This window comes from Pantoea sp. MHSD4 (assembly GCF_021043305.1).
In the GTDB taxonomy this organism is placed as follows: domain Bacteria; phylum Pseudomonadota; class Gammaproteobacteria; order Enterobacterales; family Enterobacteriaceae; genus Pantoea; species Pantoea eucalypti.
On the sequence record NZ_JAJNDH010000008.1, the window covers coordinates 1 to 21,008 of the forward strand.

A 21,008-nucleotide genomic window follows, 5' to 3' on the forward strand; every position below is an offset into this window, starting at 1 on the left:
TAGCGCCGATGGTAGTGTGGGGTCTCCCCATGCGAGAGTAGGGAACTGCCAGGCATCAAATTTAGTGTGCTGATATGGCTCAGTTGGTAGAGCGCACCCTTGGTAAGGGTGAGGTCCCCAGTTCGACTCTGGGTATCAGCACCAGTTAAGACACGAGTTCGGTAAATAAAAGAATTTGCCTGGCGGCTGTAGCGCGGTGGTCCCACCTGACCCCATGCCGAACTCAGAAGTGAAACGCCGTAGCGCCGATGGTAGTGTGGGGTCTCCCCATGCGAGAGTAGGGAACTGCCAGGCATCAAATAAGAGAGAGCCCTTCGCGTATGCGAAGGGCTTTTTTCGTTGCGGCAATCCACTTTCATTGTGGAAGTCCGCAATAAAACACCCTCATAGCAGTCCATCACTCTTCGCGTTCATCATCAGTGCATCAGTGCATCCACGCAATGAGCGCATTCAGACAGTTTTCAGGCCATAAAAAACCCGGCACCAGGCCGGGTTGTAAGATCACTGAGCCAGTAATCAGTGAATAACCTGCGATAAAAACGCCCGGGTACGCTCCGATTTAGGATTCGCAAAGAACTCCTGCGGTGGCGCAACTTCGACGATCTCACCCCGATCCATAAAGATCACCCGGTCAGCCACGGTGCGGGCAAAGCCCATCTCATGGGTGACGCACAGCATGGTCATCCCGTCTTCAGCCAGACCAATCATCGTATCCAGCACCTCTTTAACCATCTCAGGATCCAGTGCTGACGTTGGCTCATCAAACAGCATAATTTTAGGCTTCATACAGAGTGAGCGGGCGATGGCGACACGTTGCTGCTGTCCACCAGAGAGCTGGCCTGGAAATTTATGCGCATGCTCGGCAATGCGCACGCGTTCCAGATAATGCATGGCCAGTTCATCTGCTTCCTTCTTAGGGATCTTTCTCACCCACGAAGGTGCCAGCGTACAGTTCTGCAATACGGTCAGGTGCGGGAAGAGGTTAAAGTGCTGAAATACCATGCCTACTTCGGTGCGCACGCGCTCAATGTTACGCACATCATCGTTGAGGTGGATACCGTCAACAACAATGCGACCCTGCTGATGCTCTTCCAGATGATTAATACAGCGGATCGTCGTCGATTTGCCGGAGCCGGAAGGCCCGCACAGCACGATGCGTTCACGGGGTTTGACCTGCAGGTTGATGTCTTTCAGTACGTGAAACTGCCCGTACCATTTATTCACGTTCTCAAGCGAAATCATCAACGCGTCGGAAGTGTGTGTCATAGAGTCAGTCATGTAAAACCTCAGTGCGATGTACGCCCGGTGTGAAAGCGCTTTTCCAGATACTGGCTGTAGCGCGACATGCTAAAACAGAAAATCCAATAGACCAGTGCAGCAAAGACATAACCTTCAGTCGACATCCCCAGCCAGGTCGGATCGACCGTTGCCTGCTGGACGCTGCTGAACAGATCGAAAAGACCAATGATGATGACCAGGCTGGTATCTTTAAACAGTGCAATAATGGTGTTAACCAGACCGGGAATGGTGAGTTTCAGCGCCTGCGGCAGAATCACCAGCATCTGCGTCTTCCAGTACCCCAGCGCCAGAGACTCGGCTGCTTCATACTGGCCTTTAGGCAGTGCCTGAAGACCACCGCGAACCACCTCGGCCACATAGGCGGACTGGAACAGAATGACGCCCACCAGTGCGCGCACCAGCTTGTCGATGTTAGTACCTTCAGACATAAACAGCGGCAGCATCACTGATGACATAAACAGCACCGTAATCAGCGGCACGCCACGCCAGAACTCAATAAAGATAATCGACAGCGTGCGGACCACCGGCATACGTGAACGACGGCCAAGCGCCAGCAAAATACCCAGCGGCAGCGCACCGGCAATACCGACCGACGCGATAATCAACGTCAGCGTTAATCCTCCCCACTGACGTGTTTCGACACGCTCCAGCCCCAGATACCCGCCATACAGCAGGAACCAGACAATCACCGGATAGATCACGGCCCATGCCGCAATGTAGCGTCCACGATACGGCAGGCTCTTCAGGAACATCGGCACAATCGACACCAGGCCGATCACCAGCGCCAGATTAATACGCCAGCGCAACTCATGCGGATAAAGCCCATACATGAACTGGCCGAAACGCGCATGGATAAACACCCAGCAGGCTCCCTCTTTGGTGCAATCGGCGCGCGTGGTACCAATCCAGTTTGCCTGAAAGACCAGCCAGTTCAGCGCGGGCGGAATAACGTGCCAGATTACCCAGATGCAGAACAGCGTCAGTAACGTGTTAAACCAGCTGGAAAATAGATTTTTACGAGCCCAAAGCCAGGCGCGACTGACAGGCGTCGTCGGGACGGGGGGCGTTTCATGCGTAGTCACAGACATAGTTATCCCGTTCTCTTAACGCTCAACCAGCGCAATTTTGCGGTTATAGAAGTTCATAAGCATCGATATCAGCAGACTGATAATCAGGTAAACGCTCATCGTGATAGCGATCGTCTCAATGGCCTGACCAGTCTGATTGAGCACCGATCCGGCAAACAGCGACACCATATCGGGATAACCGATAGCGGCGGCGAGTGAGGAGTTCTTTACGATGTTCAGATACTGGCTGGTCAGCGGCGGAATAATGACGCGCATGGCCTGAGGGATGATGACCTGGCGCAGCGTTACCGGACTCGGCAGACCCAGCGACCGGGCGGCTTCATGCTGCCCATGCGGCACAGACTGAATTCCTGAGCGGATCACTTCAGCGATAAACGACGAGGTATAGATCGACAGTGCCAGCGTCAGTGCCGCCAGCTCCGGTATCATCACCGAGCCGCCGCGGAAATTGAATCCACGCAGTTGCGGCACATCCCAGTGCATCGCTGCGCCAAACCCAAGATGCGCAAGCAAAGGAAAGAGAATCAGCATTCCAACGGCTGCGGGCCAGGTGCGACGTAACTCACCGGTTTTTAACTGGTGCTGGCGGTTAAAGCGGTACAGAGCATAGCTCACCGCTACCGCCAGAAGCAGTGCGATAACAAACGGCCAGCTGCCAGGTGCATAGGTCGGCCACGGCACATAAAGTCCGCGATTACTGACATACGCCAGATCAAACGCATTCAGCGCCTGGCGTGGGCCTGGCAGATTGCGTAAAACCGCGAAGTACCAGAAGAAAATCTGAAGCAAAGGCGGGATATTACGGAAAGTTTCAATATAGATATTTGAGAGCTTCCGCAGCAGCCAGTTGTCAGACAGGCGGGCAAGACCGACCGCGAATCCGAGAATCGACGCAAAAACAATACAGAGCGCAGAGACCAGCAGCGTGTTGGTTAATCCAACCAGAAACACGCGCGCGTAGGTATCTCCCTCCGTGTACTCAATAAGATGCTGAACGATGCCGAAACCGGCAGTGCGTTCAAGAAATCCAAACCCCGATGTAATGCCGCGATTGTCCAGGTTAATAATGGTGTTATGCACCAGATAACCCACCACACCAAGCACCGCGACGACGGCGATGAGCTGATAAATCCAGGCGCGAACCGTGGGATTACCAAATGAAAAATCCCTTTTCACGGTTGGGCGTTGTGACATGTTGAAACCTCAATACGAGAGCTGGGGCAGGGCACCGCAGAATACGGTGCCCGATTGGTGAGGTCTGTTAACGTACCGGTGGTGCGTACTGGATACCGCCCTGATTCCACAACGCATTCTGGCCACGTGCGATCTTCAGTGCGCTATCTTTACCGACGTTACGATCGAAGCTTTCCTGGTAGTTACCTACCTGCTTAACGATGTTGTAGGCCCACTTATTATCCAGCTTCAGATCTTTACCAAAATCACCTTCGGCGCCCAGGAAGTGTGCCATGTCTGGTGTCGTTGGTTTGGCTGTCATCTGGTCGACGTTTTTCGAGTTAATACCCATCTCTTCCGCATTCAGCATGGCATAGAGCGACCATTTGACGATGGTGAACCAGTCATCATCACCACGACGTACCAATGGCCCCAGCGGCTCTTTGGAGATCACTTCTGGCAGAACAATAAAGTCGTCAGGCTTGCCGAGCTTAATGCGTAAGGCGTAAAGCTGAGACTGGTCAGATGCCAGCGTATCGCAGCGTCCACTATCCAGTGCTTTCGCAGATTCATCAGAGCGGTCAAAGGTCACTGGCGTATATTGCATTTTGTTGGCTTTAAAATAGTCCGCCACGTTCAGCTCGGTATCGGTACCTGACTGAATACAGACCGTCGCGCCATCCAGCTCTTTCGCACTTTTCAGGCCGGCTTTCTTGTGAGTCAGGAAGCCGATACCGTCATAATAGTTCACGCCCGCAAACAGAAAGCCCATGCCGCCATCGCGCGATGAAGTCCAGGTGGTATTGCGTGAGAGCACATCCACTTCGCCTGACTGCAGCGCGGTGAAGCGCTCTTTCGCAGTCAGCGGGGTATATTTCACTTTGGTCGCATCGCCAAACACAGCGGCAGCCGTCGCACGACACACATCTACATCGATACCGGTAAACTTGCCACCCGCATCTGCGTAGGAGAAGCCCGGCAGGCCGTCACTGATACCACATTGAACAAAACCTTTTTTCTTTATCGCATCCAGAGTGGTGCCTGCGTGTGCTTGCTGAGCAAGGCCAACCAGTGAGGCGGCGGCGATCAGCGTAGAGAGCATCATCTTTTTCATAAAGCATCCTGTGTGGCGGGATCATGTTGTTATGTTTGCGCACTTTAATGTGCGTTTTTTTCCTGTCTGTGGCGGTCAGCCATCCACGACTTTGCAAAGCTGATGCCAGTTTTGCAGAATCCTGAATTCATATGAAAGAACGGTTAATATTCGGAAGTACTTAGAAAGTTTCGCTAATATGGCGCACCAAAAGGAAGCAATGCGAGTCGACTCGATCACAATTAGTGCAAATAGTTTCACTATATGGGAGCAGTGTGAGCAATCGCTCATGCATATATGTACGAAGGGGTGGTATTGCTTTTTTAATGCGTAGAAAGTCACATCCCCAGCACTGGCAGGGGTTTGGGCTGGGTGATTTTCAGAAGAGAGATTAAGTCAAATCAGCACAAGCAAAAGCGAGAAGGTGAAATATCACGCCAGCAATTGCAACTATAGTTACCATATTACCCGCAAATGTTTCACTGGTCTGGCGATGAATTTGTGTGAACAGGCACAAATAAAAACGCCAGCCCGAAGGCTGGCGTGATTAACAGACAGAACTAAAAATCAGTTCATGCCGTATTTTTTCAATTTCTTACGCAGCGTACCGCGGTTGATACCCATCATCAGGGCAGCACGGGTCTGGTTGCCACGGGTATACTGCATCACCATGTCCAACAGAGGCTGCTCGACTTCAGCCAAAACCAGCTCATACAGGTCGCTCACATCCTGACCATTCAGTTGAGCAAAATAGTTCTTCAGTGCCTGTTTAACCGAATCACGCAAAGGTTTTTGAGTTACCTGATCCTGTGAGTTAACGGTAGAAACGGTCAGTACGTCAGAATTTACGCGTTGTTCGAACATAGTTCTTTCAGCTCTTTATTTCGTTACGCAAGATTTTCGAAGTATGCCTCCAACGCCTCCAGCTGTTCGCTGGCATCCTCAATGGCGTTGAATGTGCGCCGAAACTGGTCATTCGGGGCGTGCTCCTGCAGGTACCAGGAGACGTGCTTTCGCGCTATACGGTATCCCTTGCCTGAACCGTAAAAGTCGTGCAGCTCACGTATATGCGAAACAAGCAAGCGCTTGACCTCTGCCATTGGCAGCGGGGCAAGCAACTCCCCAGTGTCCAGATAATGCTGGATTTCCCGGAAGATCCACGGTCTTCCCTGAGCAGCGCGTCCTATCATCAGAGCATCGGCCCCTGTATAGTCGAGCACCGCTCTGGCTTTATGCGGGTCAGTTATGTCTCCATTCGCGATAATCGGAATGGAGACACTCTGCTTAACTGTCCGAATGCTGTCATATTCAGCTTCTCCGTTGAACAGGCAGGCACGAGTGCGACCATGTATCGTCAGAGCCTGTATACCGCAGCGTTCAGCCAATTGGGCAATCGCGACACAGTTCCTGTTTTCAGGATCCCAGCCAGTACGAATTTTCAGCGTAACCGGCACATTCACTGCATTAACCACTGCGGAGAGGATAGACTCCACCACGGTGGGATATTGCAGCAAGGCTGAACCCGCCATTTTGCGGTTAACCTTCTTGGCAGGGCATCCCATATTAATGTCGATGACCTGTGCACCAGCCTCAACATTAATGCGTGCAGCTTGCGCCATTTCACTGGGATCGCAACCGGCAATTTGCACGGCGCGAATGCCTGGCTCATCACTGTGAACCATGCGTAATCGGGATTTGTCGCTAGCCCACACTTCCGGGTTAGAAGACAACATCTCAGAAACTGCCATACCTGCACCCATTTCGTGACACAGCGCCCTGAACGGCCTGTCGGTAATACCGGCCATCGGTGCTGCAATCAGTCGATTTCTCAGCTGGAGGTTTCCAATACGCATGAAGTCAGAATGGCCATACTGTGTCTGCAAGGCGGCGTATATTACGCATTTTTGCAGGAAGATGAAAGGCCAAACTTTGAACAATCAGCAAGAAAGATCAATGAAATCCGGATGATGATCGGGGATTATGATTATTCACCTTAAATATCAGTCAGTTAATTTTTTATGCTGAAATTGTGAACAAAAGTTTTTCCAGAAAAGTACGTCAATTCACCAGATAAAAAACGTCACATAACGTGATTAACGATACAAGCATCCATTTCAAATCGCAAAATCCCGCAGCTTACGCTGCGGGCTGGTTGAATGTTCTGTTAAGGCACTGCGGGCCGGCCAGTGCGATATCAGAAGGGGTAGACAGGCGCCAGATTCAGGATTTAATCCCGGTAATTCGGCACCACTCCTCTTTAACGGCAACCGGGTCGAGTGTGAACTCGCCGGCGTATGCTTCACAGACGCTCTCAGCCTGGCTCTCCAGAACGCCCGAAAGGCCCAGGTGTCCACCAGACTTGGGCAGTACACTGATCAGCGGTGCCAGCTCACGTAGCGGACCGGCCAGAATATTCGCGACCACCACGTCAGCCTGCAGGTTGTCGGGTTGCTGGTGGGGCAGATAAAGTGACAGGCGGTCAGAGACGCCGTTGCGCTCCGCATTATCCCGGCTGGCCTGAATGGCCTGCGGATCAATATCAATGCCAATTGCCTGAGCTGCACCCAGCTTCAATGCGGCGATCGCCAGGATCCCCGATCCACAGCCAAAATCGATCACGGTTTTGCCGTCCAGATCCAGACCGTCAAGCCAGGTGAGGCAAAGTGAGGTAGTGGGGTGGGTACCCGTTCCAAACGCCAGACCCGGGTCAAGCATCACGTTGACGGCATCGGGATTCGGCACGTCACGCCAGCTTGGGCAGATCCAGAGACGTTCGCCGAAGCGCATTGGGTGGAAGTTTTCCATCCATTCGCGCTCCCAGTCTTTGTCTTCGATCTGCTCGATCCGGTGGCGAAAACCGGCGCCCAGCAGCGGATGCTGCTCCAGTTCGGCAGTAATGACAGCCATGTCAGTTTCAGCATCGAACAGGCCGATCACATCAGTATCACCCCACAGACGCGTTTCGCCTGGCAGTGGCTCATACACCGGCGTGTCATGGGTATCCTGAAAAGTCACTGAAACCGCACCGATGTCCATCAGCGCATCGCTCAGCGTTTCCGCATGTTCACCTGAGCTGTTAATTTTGATTTGAATCCACGGCATAACGTCTCTCTTTCCGTCAGTGTTGCGGCGCGTCGACCGCTTGCGGCGCGCGTCCAAACAGGTTGCCCACTAAAAATGCCAGCAGGCTCAAAAGCAGTGAGGGCACGATGGGGTGAAAACCCAGTATCTGCAGGTTAAGGCTCGCCAGAAAAGCGTAGCAGCCTCCCCCCACCACCATGCCGGTGATGGCCCCAGCGGCATTAGCGCGCTCCCAGTAGAGGCCCAGAACCAGCGGCCACAGGAAAACCGCCTCAAGGCCGCCAAATGCCAGCAGGTTGAGCCAGATAATCATATCGGGTGGATTCCATGCCGCCATCAGCAGCAGGAGACCCAGTGCGAAGGTAATGGTGCCAGATAACAGTCGCAGCCGCGTCTCATTTTCCAGCTGTTGCGGTGCGACACGCAGATAGAGATCTTTAATCAGCGTGGCCGAGGCCTGTAACAGCTGGGCATTAATGGTCGACATGATCGCGGCCATCGGTGCTGCCAGAAACAATCCGGCGGCTAACGGAGGCAGTACGGTAATCATCAGGACAGGAATAACACTATCCGGCACAGTCAGGTTAGGCAGAATTGCCCGGCCCAGCGCACCGGCCAGATGCATTCCCAGCATCAGAATCACCACCACAATAGTGCCGAGAATAATGGCCCGATGTACGGCTTTGCTGTCTTTATATGAGATGCAGCGCACCGCAGTATGCGGCAGGCCAATCACGCCAAAGCAGACCAGCACGACAAACGAGCTGAGGAAGGTGGGTGTAATGATTTCGCCTGGCCCCTGCGGCGACAGCAGAGCAGGATCGATGTCATGCAGTTTCTGCACGGCCGTGCTCAGGCCGCCAGCCTGATGAATCACCGCGAACAGCAGCAGAAAGGTGCCAATCAGCATCACAATGCCTTGCATCGCGTCATTCAGCACGCTGGCACGGAATCCGCCGAACGCAGTGTAAAGCGCGATAGTGCCGCCAAAAATCAGCAGACCGGTGTCATAGGGGATACCTGCGGCGGTTTCAAGCAGCCGCGCCCCGCCAATAAACTGCACTGTCATGGCACCGATAAAGGCGATCAGCAGGCTCAGGCTCGCCAGCCAGATCAGCAGCGGGCTCTGATAGCGGGCGTAGAGCATGTCATTCAGCGTCACCGCATTATGCTTACGCGCCAGAATGGCAAACTTCTTCCCCAGCACACCTAACGACAGCCAGACGGCGGGCACCTGTACCATCGCCAGCAATACCCATCCCAGCCCATATTTATAGGCAGCACCGGGGCCACCAATAAACGAGCTGGCGCTGATATAGGTGGTAGTAAGCGTCATTGCCAGCACAAACCCGCCCATGGAGCGGCTGCCAAGGAAGTATTCCGTCAGGAAACTGCCTTCACGTCTTTTACGAACGGCAAATACCGACAGCGCGGCAATGACGACAAGATAAATCAGCAATGGCAGGATAATTTCACTGTTCACTTTTATCCTCCAGCGGCATGTCGCGGAAAATGACCCGCACCATCATCCAGCACAGGAAAATGAACAACAGGGGAGCAAACAGGCAGGAGAGTTCGAACCAGCGCGGCAGACCGGTGACACCGATTTCACTGCCACCCAGCCAGGCAGAGAGCCCCCAGGCCGCGAGCCAGAGCAGCGTGAGCCAGAGCGACCAGCGCGCCTCTTTATGAGCCTGTATAAAACGAGCGTCCATGATTCAACCTTAACGCCAGCGGAAAAAGAAAAAGGCCGGATTAACCGGCCTCTGACTACTCAGCGTTGCGATTACTTCTCGTGCAGGCCGAGTTTTTTCTCCAGATAGTGGATATTGGTTCCACCGTGCTGGAAGTTTTCGTCGGACATGATTTTCATCTGCAGTTCAACGTTGGTTTTGATACCGTCGATGATCAGTTCCGCCAGTGCATTTTTCATGCGGGCGATGGCCACGTCGCGTGATTCGCCGTAAGTGATCAGCTTACCGATCATGGAGTCGTAATAAGGCGGCACGGTATAGCCTGAATAAATATGCGACTCCCAGCGCACGCCAAAACCGCCTGGCGCGTGGAAGCGAGTAATTTTACCCGGGCTTGGCAGGAAGGTCACGGGATCTTCGGCGTTGATACGGCACTCGACCGCATGTCCGCGAATGATCACATCTTCCTGTTTGATCGACAACGGCTGGCCTGCGGCGATACGCAGCTGCTCTTTGATCAGATCAACACCGGTGATCATCTCGGTCACCGGATGTTCCACCTGAATACGGGTGTTCATCTCAATGAAGTAGAACTCACCGTTTTCATACAGGAACTCAAACGTACCTGCGCCACGATAGCCAATCTCAATACAGGCTTTAGCACAGCGATTGCCGATAAAGCGACGCTGTTCCTCAGTAATACCTGGGCCTGGCGCTTCTTCAACCACTTTCTGGTGACGACGCTGCATTGAGCAGTCACGTTCGCCCAGATAGATCGCGTTGCCCTGACCATCAGCCAGTACCTGAATCTCGATGTGGCGTGGATTCTCCAGATACTTCTCCATGTAAACCATGTCGTTGCTGAATGCCGCTTTGGCTTCCGCTTTCGTCATGTTGATGGATTGTTCCAGATCTTTGTCGCTGCGCACGACGCGCATACCACGACCGCCACCGCCGCCCGAGGCTTTGATAATGACCGGATAACCGATGCGCTTAGCAAAGGCACGGTTCTTGTCCATATCATCGGTCAGTGAACCGTCAGAACCCGGTACGGTTGGGACGCCTGCTTTCTTCATCGCATTGATCGCAGAGACTTTGTCGCCCATCAGGCGAATAGTGTCTGCTTTCGGGCCGATAAAGATAAAGCCGGAGCGCTCAACCTGCTCGGCAAAATCGGCATTCTCAGAGAGGAAGCCGTAGCCTGGGTGAATCGCCACCGCGCCGGTAATCTCTGCAGCAGAGATCAGCGCCGGGATATTGAGGTAACTTTTAACTGACTGCGCCGGGCCGATGCAGACAGTTTCGTCTGCCAGCAGCACGTGCTTCAGGTCACGATCCGCGCTTGAGTGAACCGCGACAGTCTTAATGCCCAGCTCTTTACAGGCACGCAGAATGCGCAGTGCGATCTCACCACGGTTAGCAATAACAATTTTATCCAGCATGATCTGCCCCGTTACTCGATGATAACCAGTGGCTCGTCAAATTCGACCGGCTGACCGCTTTCAACCAGGATAGCTTTCACTACGCCTGACTTATCAGCTTCGATCTGGTTCATCATTTTCATGGCTTCGACGATGCACAAGGTATCGCCAGCATTCACTTTCTGGCCAACTTCCACAAAGGCTTTCGCATCCGGGCTCGGCGTACGGTAGAAGGTCCCTACCATCGGTGAACGCACGATGTGACCACTGATTTCAGCCGGTGCCGCTTCGGCAGCCGCTGCAACAGGGGCTACAGCGGTTGCCAGAGCAGGCTGTTGAACCGGCGCAGCGTAAGCCTGCTGCATCATCGGGTAACCCGTATTGACAGGGGCACGACTGATGCGAACGGACTCTTCACCTTCAGAGATTTCCAGCTCAGAAATGCCAGACTCTTCAACCAGTTCGATCAGTTTTTTAATTTTACGAATATCCATGAGTGGGGTTCCGTACTCAGTTTGATTAATGAGATTGAGACAGGCGTTTTACTGCCGTTTGTAAAGCCCATGTGTAGCCGTCAGCGCCAAGCCCACAGATCACGCCAGCAGAAACATCAGAAAGATAGGAGTGATGGCGGAAGGGCTCGCGGGCATGCACATTAGAGAGATGAACCTCAATAAACGGTATTTCTACCGCCAGCAGGGCATCACGTAATGCGACACTGGTATGGGTAAACGCGGCAGGATTAATGATGATGTAATCCACATTGCCTTTGGCCTCATGAATGCGATCAATCAGCTGAAATTCAGCATTGGTCTGCAGGTGGCTCAACTCCACATTCAGCTGGTCTGCCTGACGCGTCAAATCGTCCACGATCTGACTAAGCGTGGTATGACCATACTTCTCAGGCTCACGTGTTCCCAACAGATTAAGGTTGGGCCCGTTCAAAAGCAGAATATGTAATTTATGCGCCATCGTGCTGCCATCTCCCGCAATCATTGAGGCATCGCGTAAAATACCTTGCGAATCTTCATTTGTCACCTTTCGGGGCTAAAAAGAAGACCCGACGAGCAATAAAGCCGGGCATTATATCCGTTTCGTGTCATTTCGCAGCAAAATACTGGTCTTATCTGCGAAGATGATCGGATGTAGCCTGCGGGCCACATCTTTTATCAGAAAACGGCAGAGGAAAACAACGGGTGAAGCGCTAGCGGGACCACCATTTGAGAAATTTTTTGTAACGCCACGCTAACAGTATCGCAGCAAGAAGGGCATAGATAAGTGGCTGGGGTGACAGGATTTTCACCGACCAGATATAGTGAATCGGCACAAGGATCGCGACAAGATAGACCGCGTTGTGCAGGGTTTGCCAGCGCTTACCGAGTCTGCGCTGAGCGCGCTGGAAAGAGGTTACCGCCAGGGCCAGTAATATCAGCCAGCTGATAATACCCAGCGTCAGGTAGGGACGGGAGATCAGTTCGCTGCCCAGCAGACGCAGATTGTCCACGCCCAGCTCCAGCAGGTAATAGCTCAGCAGATGAAGGGACGCCCAGACAAAGGTCCATACGCCGAGCAGACGACGCGTGCGGATAAGAAGCGGCTGCCTGCCGTAACGTGCCAGCGGTGAAACCAGTAGCGTCCCCAGCAGCAGTTTCAGCGCCATGCGGCCGGTAAAATGCTGAATATCTTTTGCCGGATCCGCACTCAGTCCACCCTGCATTGCGGCCAGAATCAGATAAACCAGCGGCAACAGGGCCGCCAGATGCAGGATCACCTTGAGCCATGTGATCTGTTTTAGCGACAGGCGGACCACCTAGTAATTCTCCCGTAAATCCATGCCTCGGTAGAGTGACGCTACCTGTTCGGCATAACCGTTAAACAACAGCGTTGGCTGGCGTTCGACCTTCAGACTGCCGCCAGGGCCAATGAATCGCTCTGTCGCCTGCGACCAGCGAGGGTGATTAACATGGGGATTCACATTGGCATAAAAGCCATACTCGTCGGCAGCAATCTGATTCCAGGTCGTTGGCGGCTGTTTGTCGGTCAGCGTGATTTTCACAATCGACTTGATGCCTTTAAAACCATATTTCCACGGTACCGTCAGACGAATCGGTGCGCCATTTTGCGGCGGCAACGCTTTGCCATAGACACCGGTGGTCAGTATCGTCAGCGGGTGCATCGCTTCATCAATGCGTAAACCTTCTACATAAGGATAGTTGAGTCCGCCGCCAATAAAGCGATCTTTCTGGCCGGGCATCTGCTCCGGGTCGTACAACGTCTGGAAGGCGACAAAGCGCGCTTTGCTGGTGGGTTCCGCCAGCGAAAGAAGCTTATTCAGCTCAAAGCCTATCCAGGGCACGACCATCGACCAGGCCTCTACGCAGCGCATGCGATAGATTCGCTGTTCCATAGCAAACCGCTTAAAGATGTCATCCATGTCCAGCGTCACAGGCTTAGCCACTTCGCCATCAATGGTCAGCTTCCAGGGGGCAGTTTTTAGCGTACCTGCATTGGCAGCCGGATCGGCCTTATCCAGCCCGAACTCATAGAAGTTGTTGTAGCCAGAGACTTTATCCTCAGGTGTTAAGGTCAGATCGGCCTGATATTTCGCCGGTTTAGTAAAGTCCAGCGCCCGGCCAGCGGGCGCGGGTGGACGGTCATTACCTTTAAACCAACTGAGAATATCGGCATTCGCCACGCCCGGCATACCCATTGCCGCCGCGCTCAGTCCCAGCGTTTTCAGCACCTGGCGGCGCTTCAGGTTAAAAATGCTTTCCGGCGTTACGTCGGCTTCGGTCAGGTGGGATATGCGTTTCATTGGGCTTCTCCAGACAGGATGTCATCATCCAGCATGATGACTATCGCTGATATCAGCCAGTTTCGCTGTGAAAATGTGAAATTTCCTGGCTGAGCACGGCGATGAGAATGCACTGAAAGTTGCCGGGATTAACACCTGCGATGATATCCCGGGGATATACTTCGGCTTCATGCGTCCAGGCGCTGTCGGCAGGGGCAAATTATGCTATTTTGCTCGCGTTTTCGTCAGGCTAAGGGTACAAGGTCGGATGATCCGGTTATCACCGCAGTAATACAGGCACAGGGATGCGATTAACCACAAAATTATCTGCGTTTATTACCTTTTTAAGTTTGCTGGCAATGTCGTTGATGCTGGCTGGCTGCGCATTAAGTGTTTTCTGGTTCAGCCATCAGCGGGTTGAGCATCGGGCGCAGGTGCTGGCGACGGAGGTCGATCAGGCGATGTTCACTGAGTCGCCTGCAGCGTTGCACGGCTGGCTTACGCGTATGATGCCGATAATGAATGCTGAGCAGATTTCTCTTCACGACGGCAAACAGACTTTTCTCACTCTCTCCCGACACGAAAATCAGATGCTGGAAGACGAGCCCAATCGTTTTTTTCAGGTCGATGTGCCTTTAATGCATCAAACCGGCTTACAGCTGCGGGTCGTTACCCTTGATCCTGCTAAAACCTGGCTACGTTCTATCACCGGAACTTACACGCTGGGCATTCTGTTTACCGTTGTGCTGGTGATGAGTCTGTTGTTGCTGATGATGCATCGCTGGCTCAGTCGGCAGTGGCGCGGCATGGAAAATTTTGAAGCACGGGCAGAGGCGATTATTAACGGTGAGCGTGGAATCATGCCAGACCGTGGTGCGGATGAGTGGCCTCCCAGGGCGAGCCGTGCCATGGATCTCTTGCTGGCGGATCTGCAGGAAGCGGGCGAACAGCGCCTGCGTATCGACACGCTAATCCGTACCTTTGCCGCACAGGACGGGCGTACCGGTCTTAATAACCGACTTTTCTTTGACAACCAGCTCGCGACTTTGCTGGAGGATCAGGAAAATGTCGGCACTCACGGTGTTGTGATGATGGTGCGTCTGCCCGATCTGGACACACTGAAAGACAGGCTGGAGCAGGGACTGGTTGAGGAGTACCTGTTTAATTTCGTCAACATGCTCTCTACTTTTGTGCTGCGCTACCCTGGCGCTTTACTGGCACGCTATTTCCGCAGTGATTTTGCCGTATTACTGCCGCATCGCAGCCTCAAAGAGGCTAACAGTATTGCTGATCAACTTATTAATGCTGTCGATTCTCTGCCGCCGATGCGCATGGTGAATCGTGATGATCTGATCCACATCGGTATCAGTGCCTGGCACAGCGGGCAGACCGTGCCGCAGGTCATTGAAAATGCTGAAATGGCCACCCGACGAGCGGCACTGCTGGGCGGTAACAACTGGACTAACGGTGCTGGAAATCCTCAGGATGCCGGACGCGGAAGTGTGCGCTGGCGAACCTTGCTGGAGAACACACTCAGCCGGGGTGGTCCAAGGCTTTACCACAAACCCACCGTTAATATTGAAGGTAAAGTTCAGCATCGGGTGATGCTGACCCGCATCTTCGATGGCGATAAAGAGGTGCTGGCCGCAGAATATATGCCGCTGGTTCAGCAACTGGGGATGGCTGATGCCTGGGATCGCCAACTGATGACCCGCATTGCCGCACTCTCAGAACTCTGGCCGGAAGAGACGCTGGTCATCCCGGTGACAATAACCTCGCTCCTGCAGCGTCCATTTGTCGTCTGGCTACAGAATATGCTGTTGCAGTGTCCGAAAGCACAAAGAAAACGATTTTTATTTGAACTTGCCGAGGCAGATGTATGTCAACACATCAACCGTTTAGTGCCAGTATTCCGCGCACTTAAAGCCTTTGGCTGCCGGGTTGCCGTCAATCAGGCGGGTCTGACTGTGGTCAGCAGCGCCTATATACGACAGCTGCCGCTGGAACTGATCAAGCTTGATGCGGGTCTGGTCCGTAATATTGAGCGGCGAACAGAAAACCAGCTGTTTGTGCAGAGCCTGCTTGAAGTCTGTAAATGTACTGGCATTCAGGTGTTTGCAACGGGTGTTCGTACAAAGGCGGAGTGGCAGACATTAGTGGCGCTGGGTGTCGCAGGCGGACAGGGAGACTTTTTTGCCTCTTCGCTTCCGGTAAACAGTAACGTGAAGAAATATTCTCAACGTTACCGTATTTAATGAATTGCCGTCGTAACAACGACAATTTGCGGTTTTTTTAATGTTTAGCCGCATCTGAATCCCTGACCTTGCTGCCGGAAATGTTAGATTTTATGTCGGGCATGGCGCAGGGAAAACGCGGGAAAAGCAGTGCTGATGGCGTCTGGTCGGCATTCTGCTGTTGCAGATCGTCGGTTCAGATGACTTAAACGCAATCAGGCGTCTTTTTTCACCGAAGCAGAACGTTTTTGCGCCTTGTGGCAGCTTCGTGTGGTTGGTAAAGTAAGCGGATTTTATTTTCCGCCCCCAGCTTGCAGGATTATCCCTTAGTATGTTTAAAAAATTTCGTGGCATGTTTTCCAACGACTTGTCCATTGACCTGGGTACCGCGAATACCCTGATTTACGTAAAAGGACAGGGCATCGTGCTGAACGAGCCTTCCGTGGTCGCTATTCGACAGGACCGTGCCGGTTCGCCGAAAAGTGTCGCGGCCGTGGGTCATGACGCCAAACAGATGCTCGGCCGTACGCCAGGCAATATCGCAGCTATCCGTCCGATGAAAGATGGCGTTATCGCTGACTTCTTCGTGACCGAAAAAATGCTGCAACACTTCATCAAGCAGGTTCACAGCAACAGCTTTATGCGTCCCAGCCCACGTGTGCTGGTCTGCGTGCCCGTTGGCGCAACCCAGGTAGAACGCCGTGCGATTCGTGAATCGGCTCAGGGCGCAGGCGCGCGTGAAGTCTTTCTGATTGAAGAACCGATGGCTGCGGCGATTGGTGCAGGTCTGCCCGTTTCTGAAGCAACCGGTTCAATGGTCGTCGACATTGGTGGTGGTACAACAGAAGTGGCCGTGATCTCCCTGAACGGTGTGGTCTACTCCTCATCAGTCCGTATTGGTGGTGATCGCTTCGATGAAGCTATTATTAATTATGTGCGTCGTAACTACGGTTCACTGATTGGCGAAGCGACCGCAGAACGCATCAAGCATGAGATCGGTTCAGCGTACCCGGGCGATGAAGTCCGCGAAATTGAAGTCCGTGGTCGTAACCTGGCAGAGGGTGTACCGCGCGGCTTTACGCTAAACTCCAACGAAATTCTGGAAGCGCTGCAGGAGCCATTAACCGGCATCGTTAGCGCGGTGATGGTTGCCCTTGAGCAGTGTCCGCCTGAGCTGGCTTCAGATATCTCGGAACGTGGCATGGTGCTGACCGGTGGTGGTGCATTACTGCGTAACCTGGATCGCCTGCTGATGGAAGAGACGGGCATTCCGGTGGTGGTTGCTGAAGATCCGCTGACCTGTGTGGCTCGCGGTGGCGGCAAGGCGCTGGAAATGATCGACATGCATGGCGGCGATTTGTTCAGCGAAGAATAATTGCCTCAACCGGCTGAGAACGCAATGATCATGCGAGGGAGTGGCATGTGAACCGGCGATATCTGTGCCGGTACAGTGCGTTCAGCCCAGGGAAGCACGGTTTTTTGCCGTCGCTTCCTCTCCTGTTGTCGAGGATCACGCAGATTATATGAAGCCGATTTTTAGCAGGGGGCCTTCCCTGCAGTTGCGTCTTTTTCTGGCGGTAATTGTGGCGATTGCCATTATTATTGCCGACAGCCGTGTGGGTTCTTTTACCCAAATACGCAACTATCTGGATACGTCGGTCAGTCCGTTTTACTTCCTGGCCAATGGACCACGTCAGCTGTTGGATGGCGTGTCCGAGTCGCTGGCATCGCGTCAGCAACTGGAGCAGGAAAACAAAGCGTTACGTCGTGAACTCTTCCTGAAAAACAGTAACCTGCTAATGCTGGGGCAATATAAGCAGGAAAACGCACGTCTGCGTGAACTGCTGGGTTCACCGCTGCGTCAGGATGAGCAAAAGATGGTGACGCAGGTGATCTCCACCGGCACCGATCCTTACACCGACCAGGTTGTGATCGACAAAGGCAGCGTTAACGGTGTCTATGAAGGTCAGCCGGTCATCAGCGACAAAGGTGTGGTGGGTCAGGTCATCGCGGTCGGACAACTCACCAGCCGTGTTCTGCTGATCTGTGATGCATCTCATGCCCTGCCGATTCAGGTGCTGCGTAATGACATTCGTGTGATTGCCGCCGGCAACGGCTGTAATGAAGATCTTCAGCTTGAGCATCTGCCGGGTAATACTGACATTCGTGTCGGCGATGTGCTGGTGACGTCTGGCATTGGTGGTCGTTTCCCTGAAGGTTATCCGGTGGGTGTAGTTTCCTCTGTGAAAGTGGACACCCAGCGCGCTTACACGGTGATTCAGGCCCATCCGACCGCCGGTCTGCAGCGTCTGCGTTACCTGCTGTTGCTGTGGGGCGCTGACCGCAATGGCGATATGCCACTGCCGCAGGATGAAGTGCACCGCGTTGCGAACGAGCGTCTGATGCAGATGATGCCGCAGGTTTTACCGCCTGCCGGTGAAATGGGCCCGCCAGCGCCAGCCGCTCAGATGGGACCGCCTGCTCCGTCTGCCAGCAGCAGCGGACAGAGCAACTCCTCGCGTTCACGCGGGGGCCAGCCTTGAGTCGATATCGTAGCCAGGGACGCTGGGTCATCTGGCTCTCTTTCCTGGTTGCGTTAGTCCTGCAAATCATGCCGTGGCCGGAAGAGATTTATATGTTCCGGCCCTCATGGCTGCTACTGATCCTCATCTATTGGGTTCTCGCACTGCCACATCGGGTCAATGTCGGTACTGGATTTGTGCTGGGTGCCATCATGGATCTGGTTGCCGGATCGACGCTTGGCGTGCGTGCGCTGGCGCTCAGTATCATCGCCTACCTGATTGCCTTTAAGTTCCAGTTATTCCGCAACTTAGCGTTGTGGCAGCAAGCGTTAATGGTTATGGTGCTGTCACTGGCGATGGATGTGATTGTCTTCTGGGCAGAGTTCCTGGTAATCAACGTTTCATTCCGACCTGAAATTTTCTGGAGCAGTGTCGTCGACGGTATTCTCTGGCCCTGGCTATTCTTATTAATGAGAAAAATTCGTCGTCAGTTCGCTGTTCAATAAGGAAATTTATGGTAACCCTTTATCTTGCTTCCGGTTCACCGCGTCGTCGTGAGCTGTTAACTCAACTTGGCCTGACATTTGAGCGCATCGTGACTGACGTTGAAGAGCAACGTCAGCCAAATGAAGCGGCGGAAATTTATGTCCGCCGTCTGGCAAACGACAAAGCGCAGGCAGGTGTCAGACTGGCCGCGCAGGATCTGCCGGTGCTGGGCGCGGATACCATCGTGGTGCTGAATGGCGACGTGCTGGAAAAACCACGCGATGCCGCCCATGCCCACGCGATGCTGCGCAAACTCTCGGGCCATACACATCAGGTGATGACGGCGGTAGCGCTGGCCGACAGCCAGCAGGCGCTGGATTGCGTTGTGACCACTGATGTGACATTCCGCACCTTAACGGAGACCGACATCGACGACTATATCGCTACCGGCGAACCGATGGATAAAGCGGGTGCATACGGTATTCAGGGCAGGGGAGGAAACTTTGTCCGAAAAATTAATGGAAGCTACCATGCAGTGGTCGGATTACCTCTGGTTGAGACAGCGGAGCTGATCAGCCATTTCCAGTCACTGCGTGCTGTAAGAGGTCAACATGACGGCTGAATTACTGGTTAACGTCACGCCTTCTGAAACGCGTGTTGCCTATATTGACGGCGGCATCCTTCAGGAAATACATATTGAGCGTGAAGCGCGGCGCGGCATTGTTGGCAATATTTACAAAGGACGTGTCAGTCGTGTTCTGCCCGGCATGCAGGCCGCCTTTGTCGATATCGGTCTGGAAAAAGCGGCCTTTCTGCACGCCTCTGACATCATGCCGCATACTGAATGTGTGGCGGGCGACGAAAAGAAAAACTTCATCGTGCGTGATATCGCTGAGCTGGTGCGTCAGGGACAGGATCTGGTGGTTCAGGTCGTCAAGGATCCACTGGGTACTAAAGGTGCCCGGCTGACGACGGACATTACCCTGCCTTCGCGTTACCTGGTCTTTATGCCGGGCGCATCGCATGTTGGTGTCTCTCAGCGCATTGAGAGTGAGAAAGAGCGCGATCGGCTTAAAGCGGTGGTGGCTGACTACTGCGACGACCTCGGTGGCTTTATCATCCGCACCGCCGCAGAGGGAATTGGAGAAGAGGAGCTGGCGCAGGACGCGGCTTTTCTCAAACGTCTCTGGACCAAAGTCAGCGAACGTAAAAAGCGCAACCAGACCCGCTGCCTGCTTTACGGCGAGCTGGCGCTGGCCCAGCGTATTCTGCGTGATTTTGCCGGCGCTGCGCTGGATCGCATCCGGGTCGACTCCCGTCTGACCTGCGACATGCTGGTGGAATTTACCGGTGAATATATCCCGGAAATGGCCGGCAAGCTGGAGCTTTACAACGGTAAACAGCCTATTTTCGACCTGTTTGATGTCGAAAATGAGATTCAGCGTTCGCTGGATCGCAAAGTTGAACTAAAGTCAGGCGGATATCTGATCATCGATCAGACCGAAGCGATGACGACTATCGATATCAACACCGGTGCGTTTGTCGGCCATCGCAATCTGGATGAGACGATCTTTAATACCAATGTTGAGGCCACTCAGGCGATCGCGCGTCAGCTGCGACTGCGTAATCTGGGAGGCATTATCATTATCGACTTCATTGACATGAGCAATGAAGACCACCGGCGCCGGGTACTGCATTCGCTGGAAAGCGCACTCAGTAAAGATCGGGTTAAAACCGGTATCAATGGGTTCTCGACGTTGGGTCTGGTGGAAATGACGCGTAAGCGTACCCGTGAAAGCATTGAGCACGTTCTATGTCAGGATTGCCCGGTCTGCAAAGGGCGCGGCACGCTGAAAACCGTTGAAACGGTTTGCTATGAGATCATGCGTGAAATTGTCCGGGTTCACCACGCCTATGATTCTGACCGTTTCCTGGTCTATGTTTCACCGACGGTCGGTGAAGCGTTAAAAACCGACGAGTCTCATGCACTGGCTGAAGTTGAAATCTTTGTCGGCAAGCAGGTCAAAGTCCATGTCGAAGCGCTCTACACTCAGGAGCAGTTCGACGTGGTGATGATGTAACACCAGTCCGAATACCGGTTTCTTCGGAAATCGGGCTGAAAA

The 21,008-nt window shown here is 53.4% G+C and carries 20 protein-coding genes, 1 tRNA gene and 1 rRNA gene; 8 read left to right on the forward strand and 14 right to left on the reverse strand.

Going from position 1 to position 21,008, the window contains the following annotated elements; translation table 11 throughout:
* The first annotated feature begins 68 nt into the window (after positions 1 to 68).
* Together LQK91_RS19420 and rrf are read left to right on the forward strand one after the other, a co-directional pair.
* Positions 69 to 144 (forward strand) — tRNA-Thr (locus LQK91_RS19420).
* Between the two features lie 34 nt (positions 145 to 178).
* Positions 179 to 294 (forward strand): 5S ribosomal RNA (gene rrf, locus LQK91_RS19425).
* A 222-nt stretch (positions 295 to 516) separates the two neighbouring features.
* Here rrf and LQK91_RS19430 read toward each other — a convergent pair.
* The 14 genes from LQK91_RS19430 to msrP form a co-directional block, all read right to left on the reverse strand.
* Positions 517 to 1,278: an amino acid ABC transporter ATP-binding protein gene (locus LQK91_RS19430; RefSeq protein WP_003855214.1), complete on the reverse strand. Its 762-nt coding sequence runs from the start codon at positions 1,276 to 1,278 to the stop codon at positions 517 to 519.
* Positions 1,279 to 1,286: 8 nt separating this feature from the next.
* The gene (locus tag LQK91_RS19435; protein ID WP_003855220.1) at positions 1,287 to 2,387 is read right to left on the reverse strand and encodes an amino acid ABC transporter permease; all 1,101 of its coding nucleotides are present in this window, start codon (positions 2,385 to 2,387) and stop codon (positions 1,287 to 1,289) included.
* A 15-nt stretch (positions 2,388 to 2,402) separates the two neighbouring features.
* Positions 2,403 to 3,581 carry an amino acid ABC transporter permease gene (locus LQK91_RS19440; RefSeq protein ID WP_105100020.1) on the reverse strand — a complete coding sequence of 393 codons (1,179 nt, stop codon included), beginning with the start codon at positions 3,579 to 3,581 and terminating at the stop codon, positions 2,403 to 2,405.
* Between the two features lie 67 nt (positions 3,582 to 3,648).
* Entirely contained in the window at positions 3,649 to 4,674 is a 1,026-nt protein-coding gene (locus tag LQK91_RS19445) for an amino acid ABC transporter substrate-binding protein (RefSeq protein ID WP_003855224.1), read from the reverse strand.
* 546 nt (positions 4,675 to 5,220) lie between these two features.
* Positions 5,221 to 5,517, reverse strand: coding sequence for a DNA-binding transcriptional regulator Fis (gene fis, locus LQK91_RS19450; protein WP_003855228.1), 297 nt, complete (start codon positions 5,515 to 5,517; stop codon positions 5,221 to 5,223).
* 23 nt (positions 5,518 to 5,540) lie between these two features.
* Positions 5,541 to 6,506 (reverse strand): tRNA dihydrouridine synthase DusB, encoded by a 966-nt coding sequence (gene dusB / locus LQK91_RS19455; protein WP_008925814.1) that lies wholly within the window; start codon positions 6,504 to 6,506, stop codon positions 5,541 to 5,543.
* A 367-nt stretch (positions 6,507 to 6,873) separates the two neighbouring features.
* Positions 6,874 to 7,755 carry a 50S ribosomal protein L11 methyltransferase gene (gene prmA / locus LQK91_RS19460; RefSeq protein WP_105100021.1) on the reverse strand — a complete coding sequence of 294 codons (882 nt, stop codon included), beginning with the start codon at positions 7,753 to 7,755 and terminating at the stop codon, positions 6,874 to 6,876.
* Positions 7,756 to 7,771: 16 nt separating this feature from the next.
* Positions 7,772 to 9,217 carry a sodium/pantothenate symporter gene (gene panF, locus LQK91_RS19465; protein ID WP_003855236.1) on the reverse strand — a complete coding sequence of 482 codons (1,446 nt, stop codon included), beginning with the start codon at positions 9,215 to 9,217 and terminating at the stop codon, positions 7,772 to 7,774.
* Positions 9,207 to 9,449 (reverse strand): YhdT family protein, encoded by a 243-nt coding sequence (locus LQK91_RS19470; RefSeq protein WP_003855238.1) that lies wholly within the window; start codon positions 9,447 to 9,449, stop codon positions 9,207 to 9,209. The genes panF and LQK91_RS19470 overlap by 11 nt, the downstream gene beginning before the upstream one ends.
* A 71-nt stretch (positions 9,450 to 9,520) precedes the next feature.
* Positions 9,521 to 10,870: an acetyl-CoA carboxylase biotin carboxylase subunit gene (gene accC, locus LQK91_RS19475; protein ID WP_003855240.1), complete on the reverse strand. Its 1,350-nt coding sequence runs from the start codon at positions 10,868 to 10,870 to the stop codon at positions 9,521 to 9,523.
* An 11-nt stretch (positions 10,871 to 10,881) separates the two neighbouring features.
* Entirely contained in the window at positions 10,882 to 11,343 is a 462-nt protein-coding gene (accB, locus tag LQK91_RS19480) for an acetyl-CoA carboxylase biotin carboxyl carrier protein (RefSeq protein WP_003855242.1), read from the reverse strand.
* Between the two features lie 25 nt (positions 11,344 to 11,368).
* Positions 11,369 to 11,821 carry a type II 3-dehydroquinate dehydratase gene (aroQ, locus tag LQK91_RS19485; RefSeq protein WP_008925813.1) on the reverse strand — a complete coding sequence of 151 codons (453 nt, stop codon included), beginning with the start codon at positions 11,819 to 11,821 and terminating at the stop codon, positions 11,369 to 11,371.
* 232 nt (positions 11,822 to 12,053) lie between these two features.
* On the reverse strand, positions 12,054 to 12,659 hold the full coding sequence (msrQ, locus tag LQK91_RS19490; protein ID WP_003855248.1) for a protein-methionine-sulfoxide reductase heme-binding subunit MsrQ: 606 nt from the start codon (positions 12,657 to 12,659) through the stop codon (positions 12,054 to 12,056).
* On the reverse strand, positions 12,660 to 13,664 hold the full coding sequence (msrP, locus tag LQK91_RS19495) for a protein-methionine-sulfoxide reductase catalytic subunit MsrP (RefSeq protein WP_003855250.1): 1,005 nt from the start codon (positions 13,662 to 13,664) through the stop codon (positions 12,660 to 12,662).
* A gap of 284 nt (positions 13,665 to 13,948) precedes the next feature.
* On the opposite strand from msrP, the gene csrD reads away from it, so the two are divergent.
* The 6 genes from csrD (at position 13,949) to rng (ending at position 20,966) form a co-directional block, all read left to right on the forward strand.
* Positions 13,949 to 15,898, forward strand: coding sequence for an RNase E specificity factor CsrD (gene csrD / locus LQK91_RS19500; RefSeq protein ID WP_105100022.1), 1,950 nt, complete (start codon positions 13,949 to 13,951; stop codon positions 15,896 to 15,898).
* Positions 15,899 to 16,208: 310 nt separating this feature from the next.
* Positions 16,209 to 17,252, forward strand: coding sequence for a rod shape-determining protein MreB (gene mreB / locus LQK91_RS19505; RefSeq protein ID WP_003855260.1), 1,044 nt, complete (start codon positions 16,209 to 16,211; stop codon positions 17,250 to 17,252).
* A 148-nt stretch (positions 17,253 to 17,400) separates the two neighbouring features.
* Positions 17,401 to 18,420, forward strand: a complete 1,020-nt coding sequence (gene mreC, locus LQK91_RS19510) for a rod shape-determining protein MreC (protein WP_003855263.1) — start codon at positions 17,401 to 17,403, stop codon at positions 18,418 to 18,420.
* Entirely contained in the window at positions 18,417 to 18,905 is a 489-nt protein-coding gene (mreD, locus tag LQK91_RS19515; RefSeq protein ID WP_003855265.1) for a rod shape-determining protein MreD, read from the forward strand. Before mreC ends, mreD begins: the two co-directional genes overlap by 4 nt.
* Positions 18,906 to 18,913: 8 nt before the next feature.
* A complete protein-coding gene (locus LQK91_RS19520; protein ID WP_003855266.1) occupies positions 18,914 to 19,507 on the forward strand; it encodes a Maf family protein in 594 nt (197 codons plus the stop codon).
* Positions 19,497 to 20,966, forward strand: a complete 1,470-nt coding sequence (gene rng, locus LQK91_RS19525; protein ID WP_008925811.1) for a ribonuclease G — start codon at positions 19,497 to 19,499, stop codon at positions 20,964 to 20,966. The genes LQK91_RS19520 and rng overlap by 11 nt, the downstream gene beginning before the upstream one ends.
* The last annotated feature ends 42 nt before the right edge of the window (positions 20,967 to 21,008 follow it).

Coding starts and splice junctions, on each gene's coding strand:
- accC (WP_003855240.1), bottom strand. CDS start 10,870: ATGCTGGATAAAATTGTTATTGCTAACCGTGGTGAGATCGCACTGCGC.
- fis (WP_003855228.1), bottom strand. CDS start 5,517: ATGTTCGAACAACGCGTAAATTCTGACGTACTGACCGTTTCTACCGTT.
- aroQ (WP_008925813.1), bottom strand. CDS start 11,821: ATGGCGCATAAATTACATATTCTGCTTTTGAACGGGCCCAACCTTAAT.
- mreC (WP_003855263.1), top strand. CDS start 17,401: ATGAAGCCGATTTTTAGCAGGGGGCCTTCCCTGCAGTTGCGTCTTTTT.
- LQK91_RS19430 (WP_003855214.1), bottom strand. CDS start 1,278: ATGACTGACTCTATGACACACACTTCCGACGCGTTGATGATTTCGCTT.
- msrP (WP_003855250.1), bottom strand. CDS start 13,664: ATGAAACGCATATCCCACCTGACCGAAGCCGACGTAACGCCGGAAAGC.
- csrD (WP_105100022.1), top strand. CDS start 13,949: ATGCGATTAACCACAAAATTATCTGCGTTTATTACCTTTTTAAGTTTG.
- prmA (WP_105100021.1), bottom strand. CDS start 7,755: ATGCCGTGGATTCAAATCAAAATTAACAGCTCAGGTGAACATGCGGAA.
- LQK91_RS19445 (WP_003855224.1), bottom strand. CDS start 4,674: ATGAAAAAGATGATGCTCTCTACGCTGATCGCCGCCGCCTCACTGGTT.
- rng (WP_008925811.1), top strand. CDS start 19,497: ATGACGGCTGAATTACTGGTTAACGTCACGCCTTCTGAAACGCGTGTT.
- LQK91_RS19520 (WP_003855266.1), top strand. CDS start 18,914: ATGGTAACCCTTTATCTTGCTTCCGGTTCACCGCGTCGTCGTGAGCTG.
- LQK91_RS19470 (WP_003855238.1), bottom strand. CDS start 9,449: ATGGACGCTCGTTTTATACAGGCTCATAAAGAGGCGCGCTGGTCGCTC.
- LQK91_RS19435 (WP_003855220.1), bottom strand. CDS start 2,387: ATGTCTGTGACTACGCATGAAACGCCCCCCGTCCCGACGACGCCTGTC.
- mreB (WP_003855260.1), top strand. CDS start 16,209: ATGTTTAAAAAATTTCGTGGCATGTTTTCCAACGACTTGTCCATTGAC.
- accB (WP_003855242.1), bottom strand. CDS start 11,343: ATGGATATTCGTAAAATTAAAAAACTGATCGAACTGGTTGAAGAGTCT.
- dusB (WP_008925814.1), bottom strand. CDS start 6,506: ATGCGTATTGGAAACCTCCAGCTGAGAAATCGACTGATTGCAGCACCG.
- LQK91_RS19440 (WP_105100020.1), bottom strand. CDS start 3,581: ATGTCACAACGCCCAACCGTGAAAAGGGATTTTTCATTTGGTAATCCC.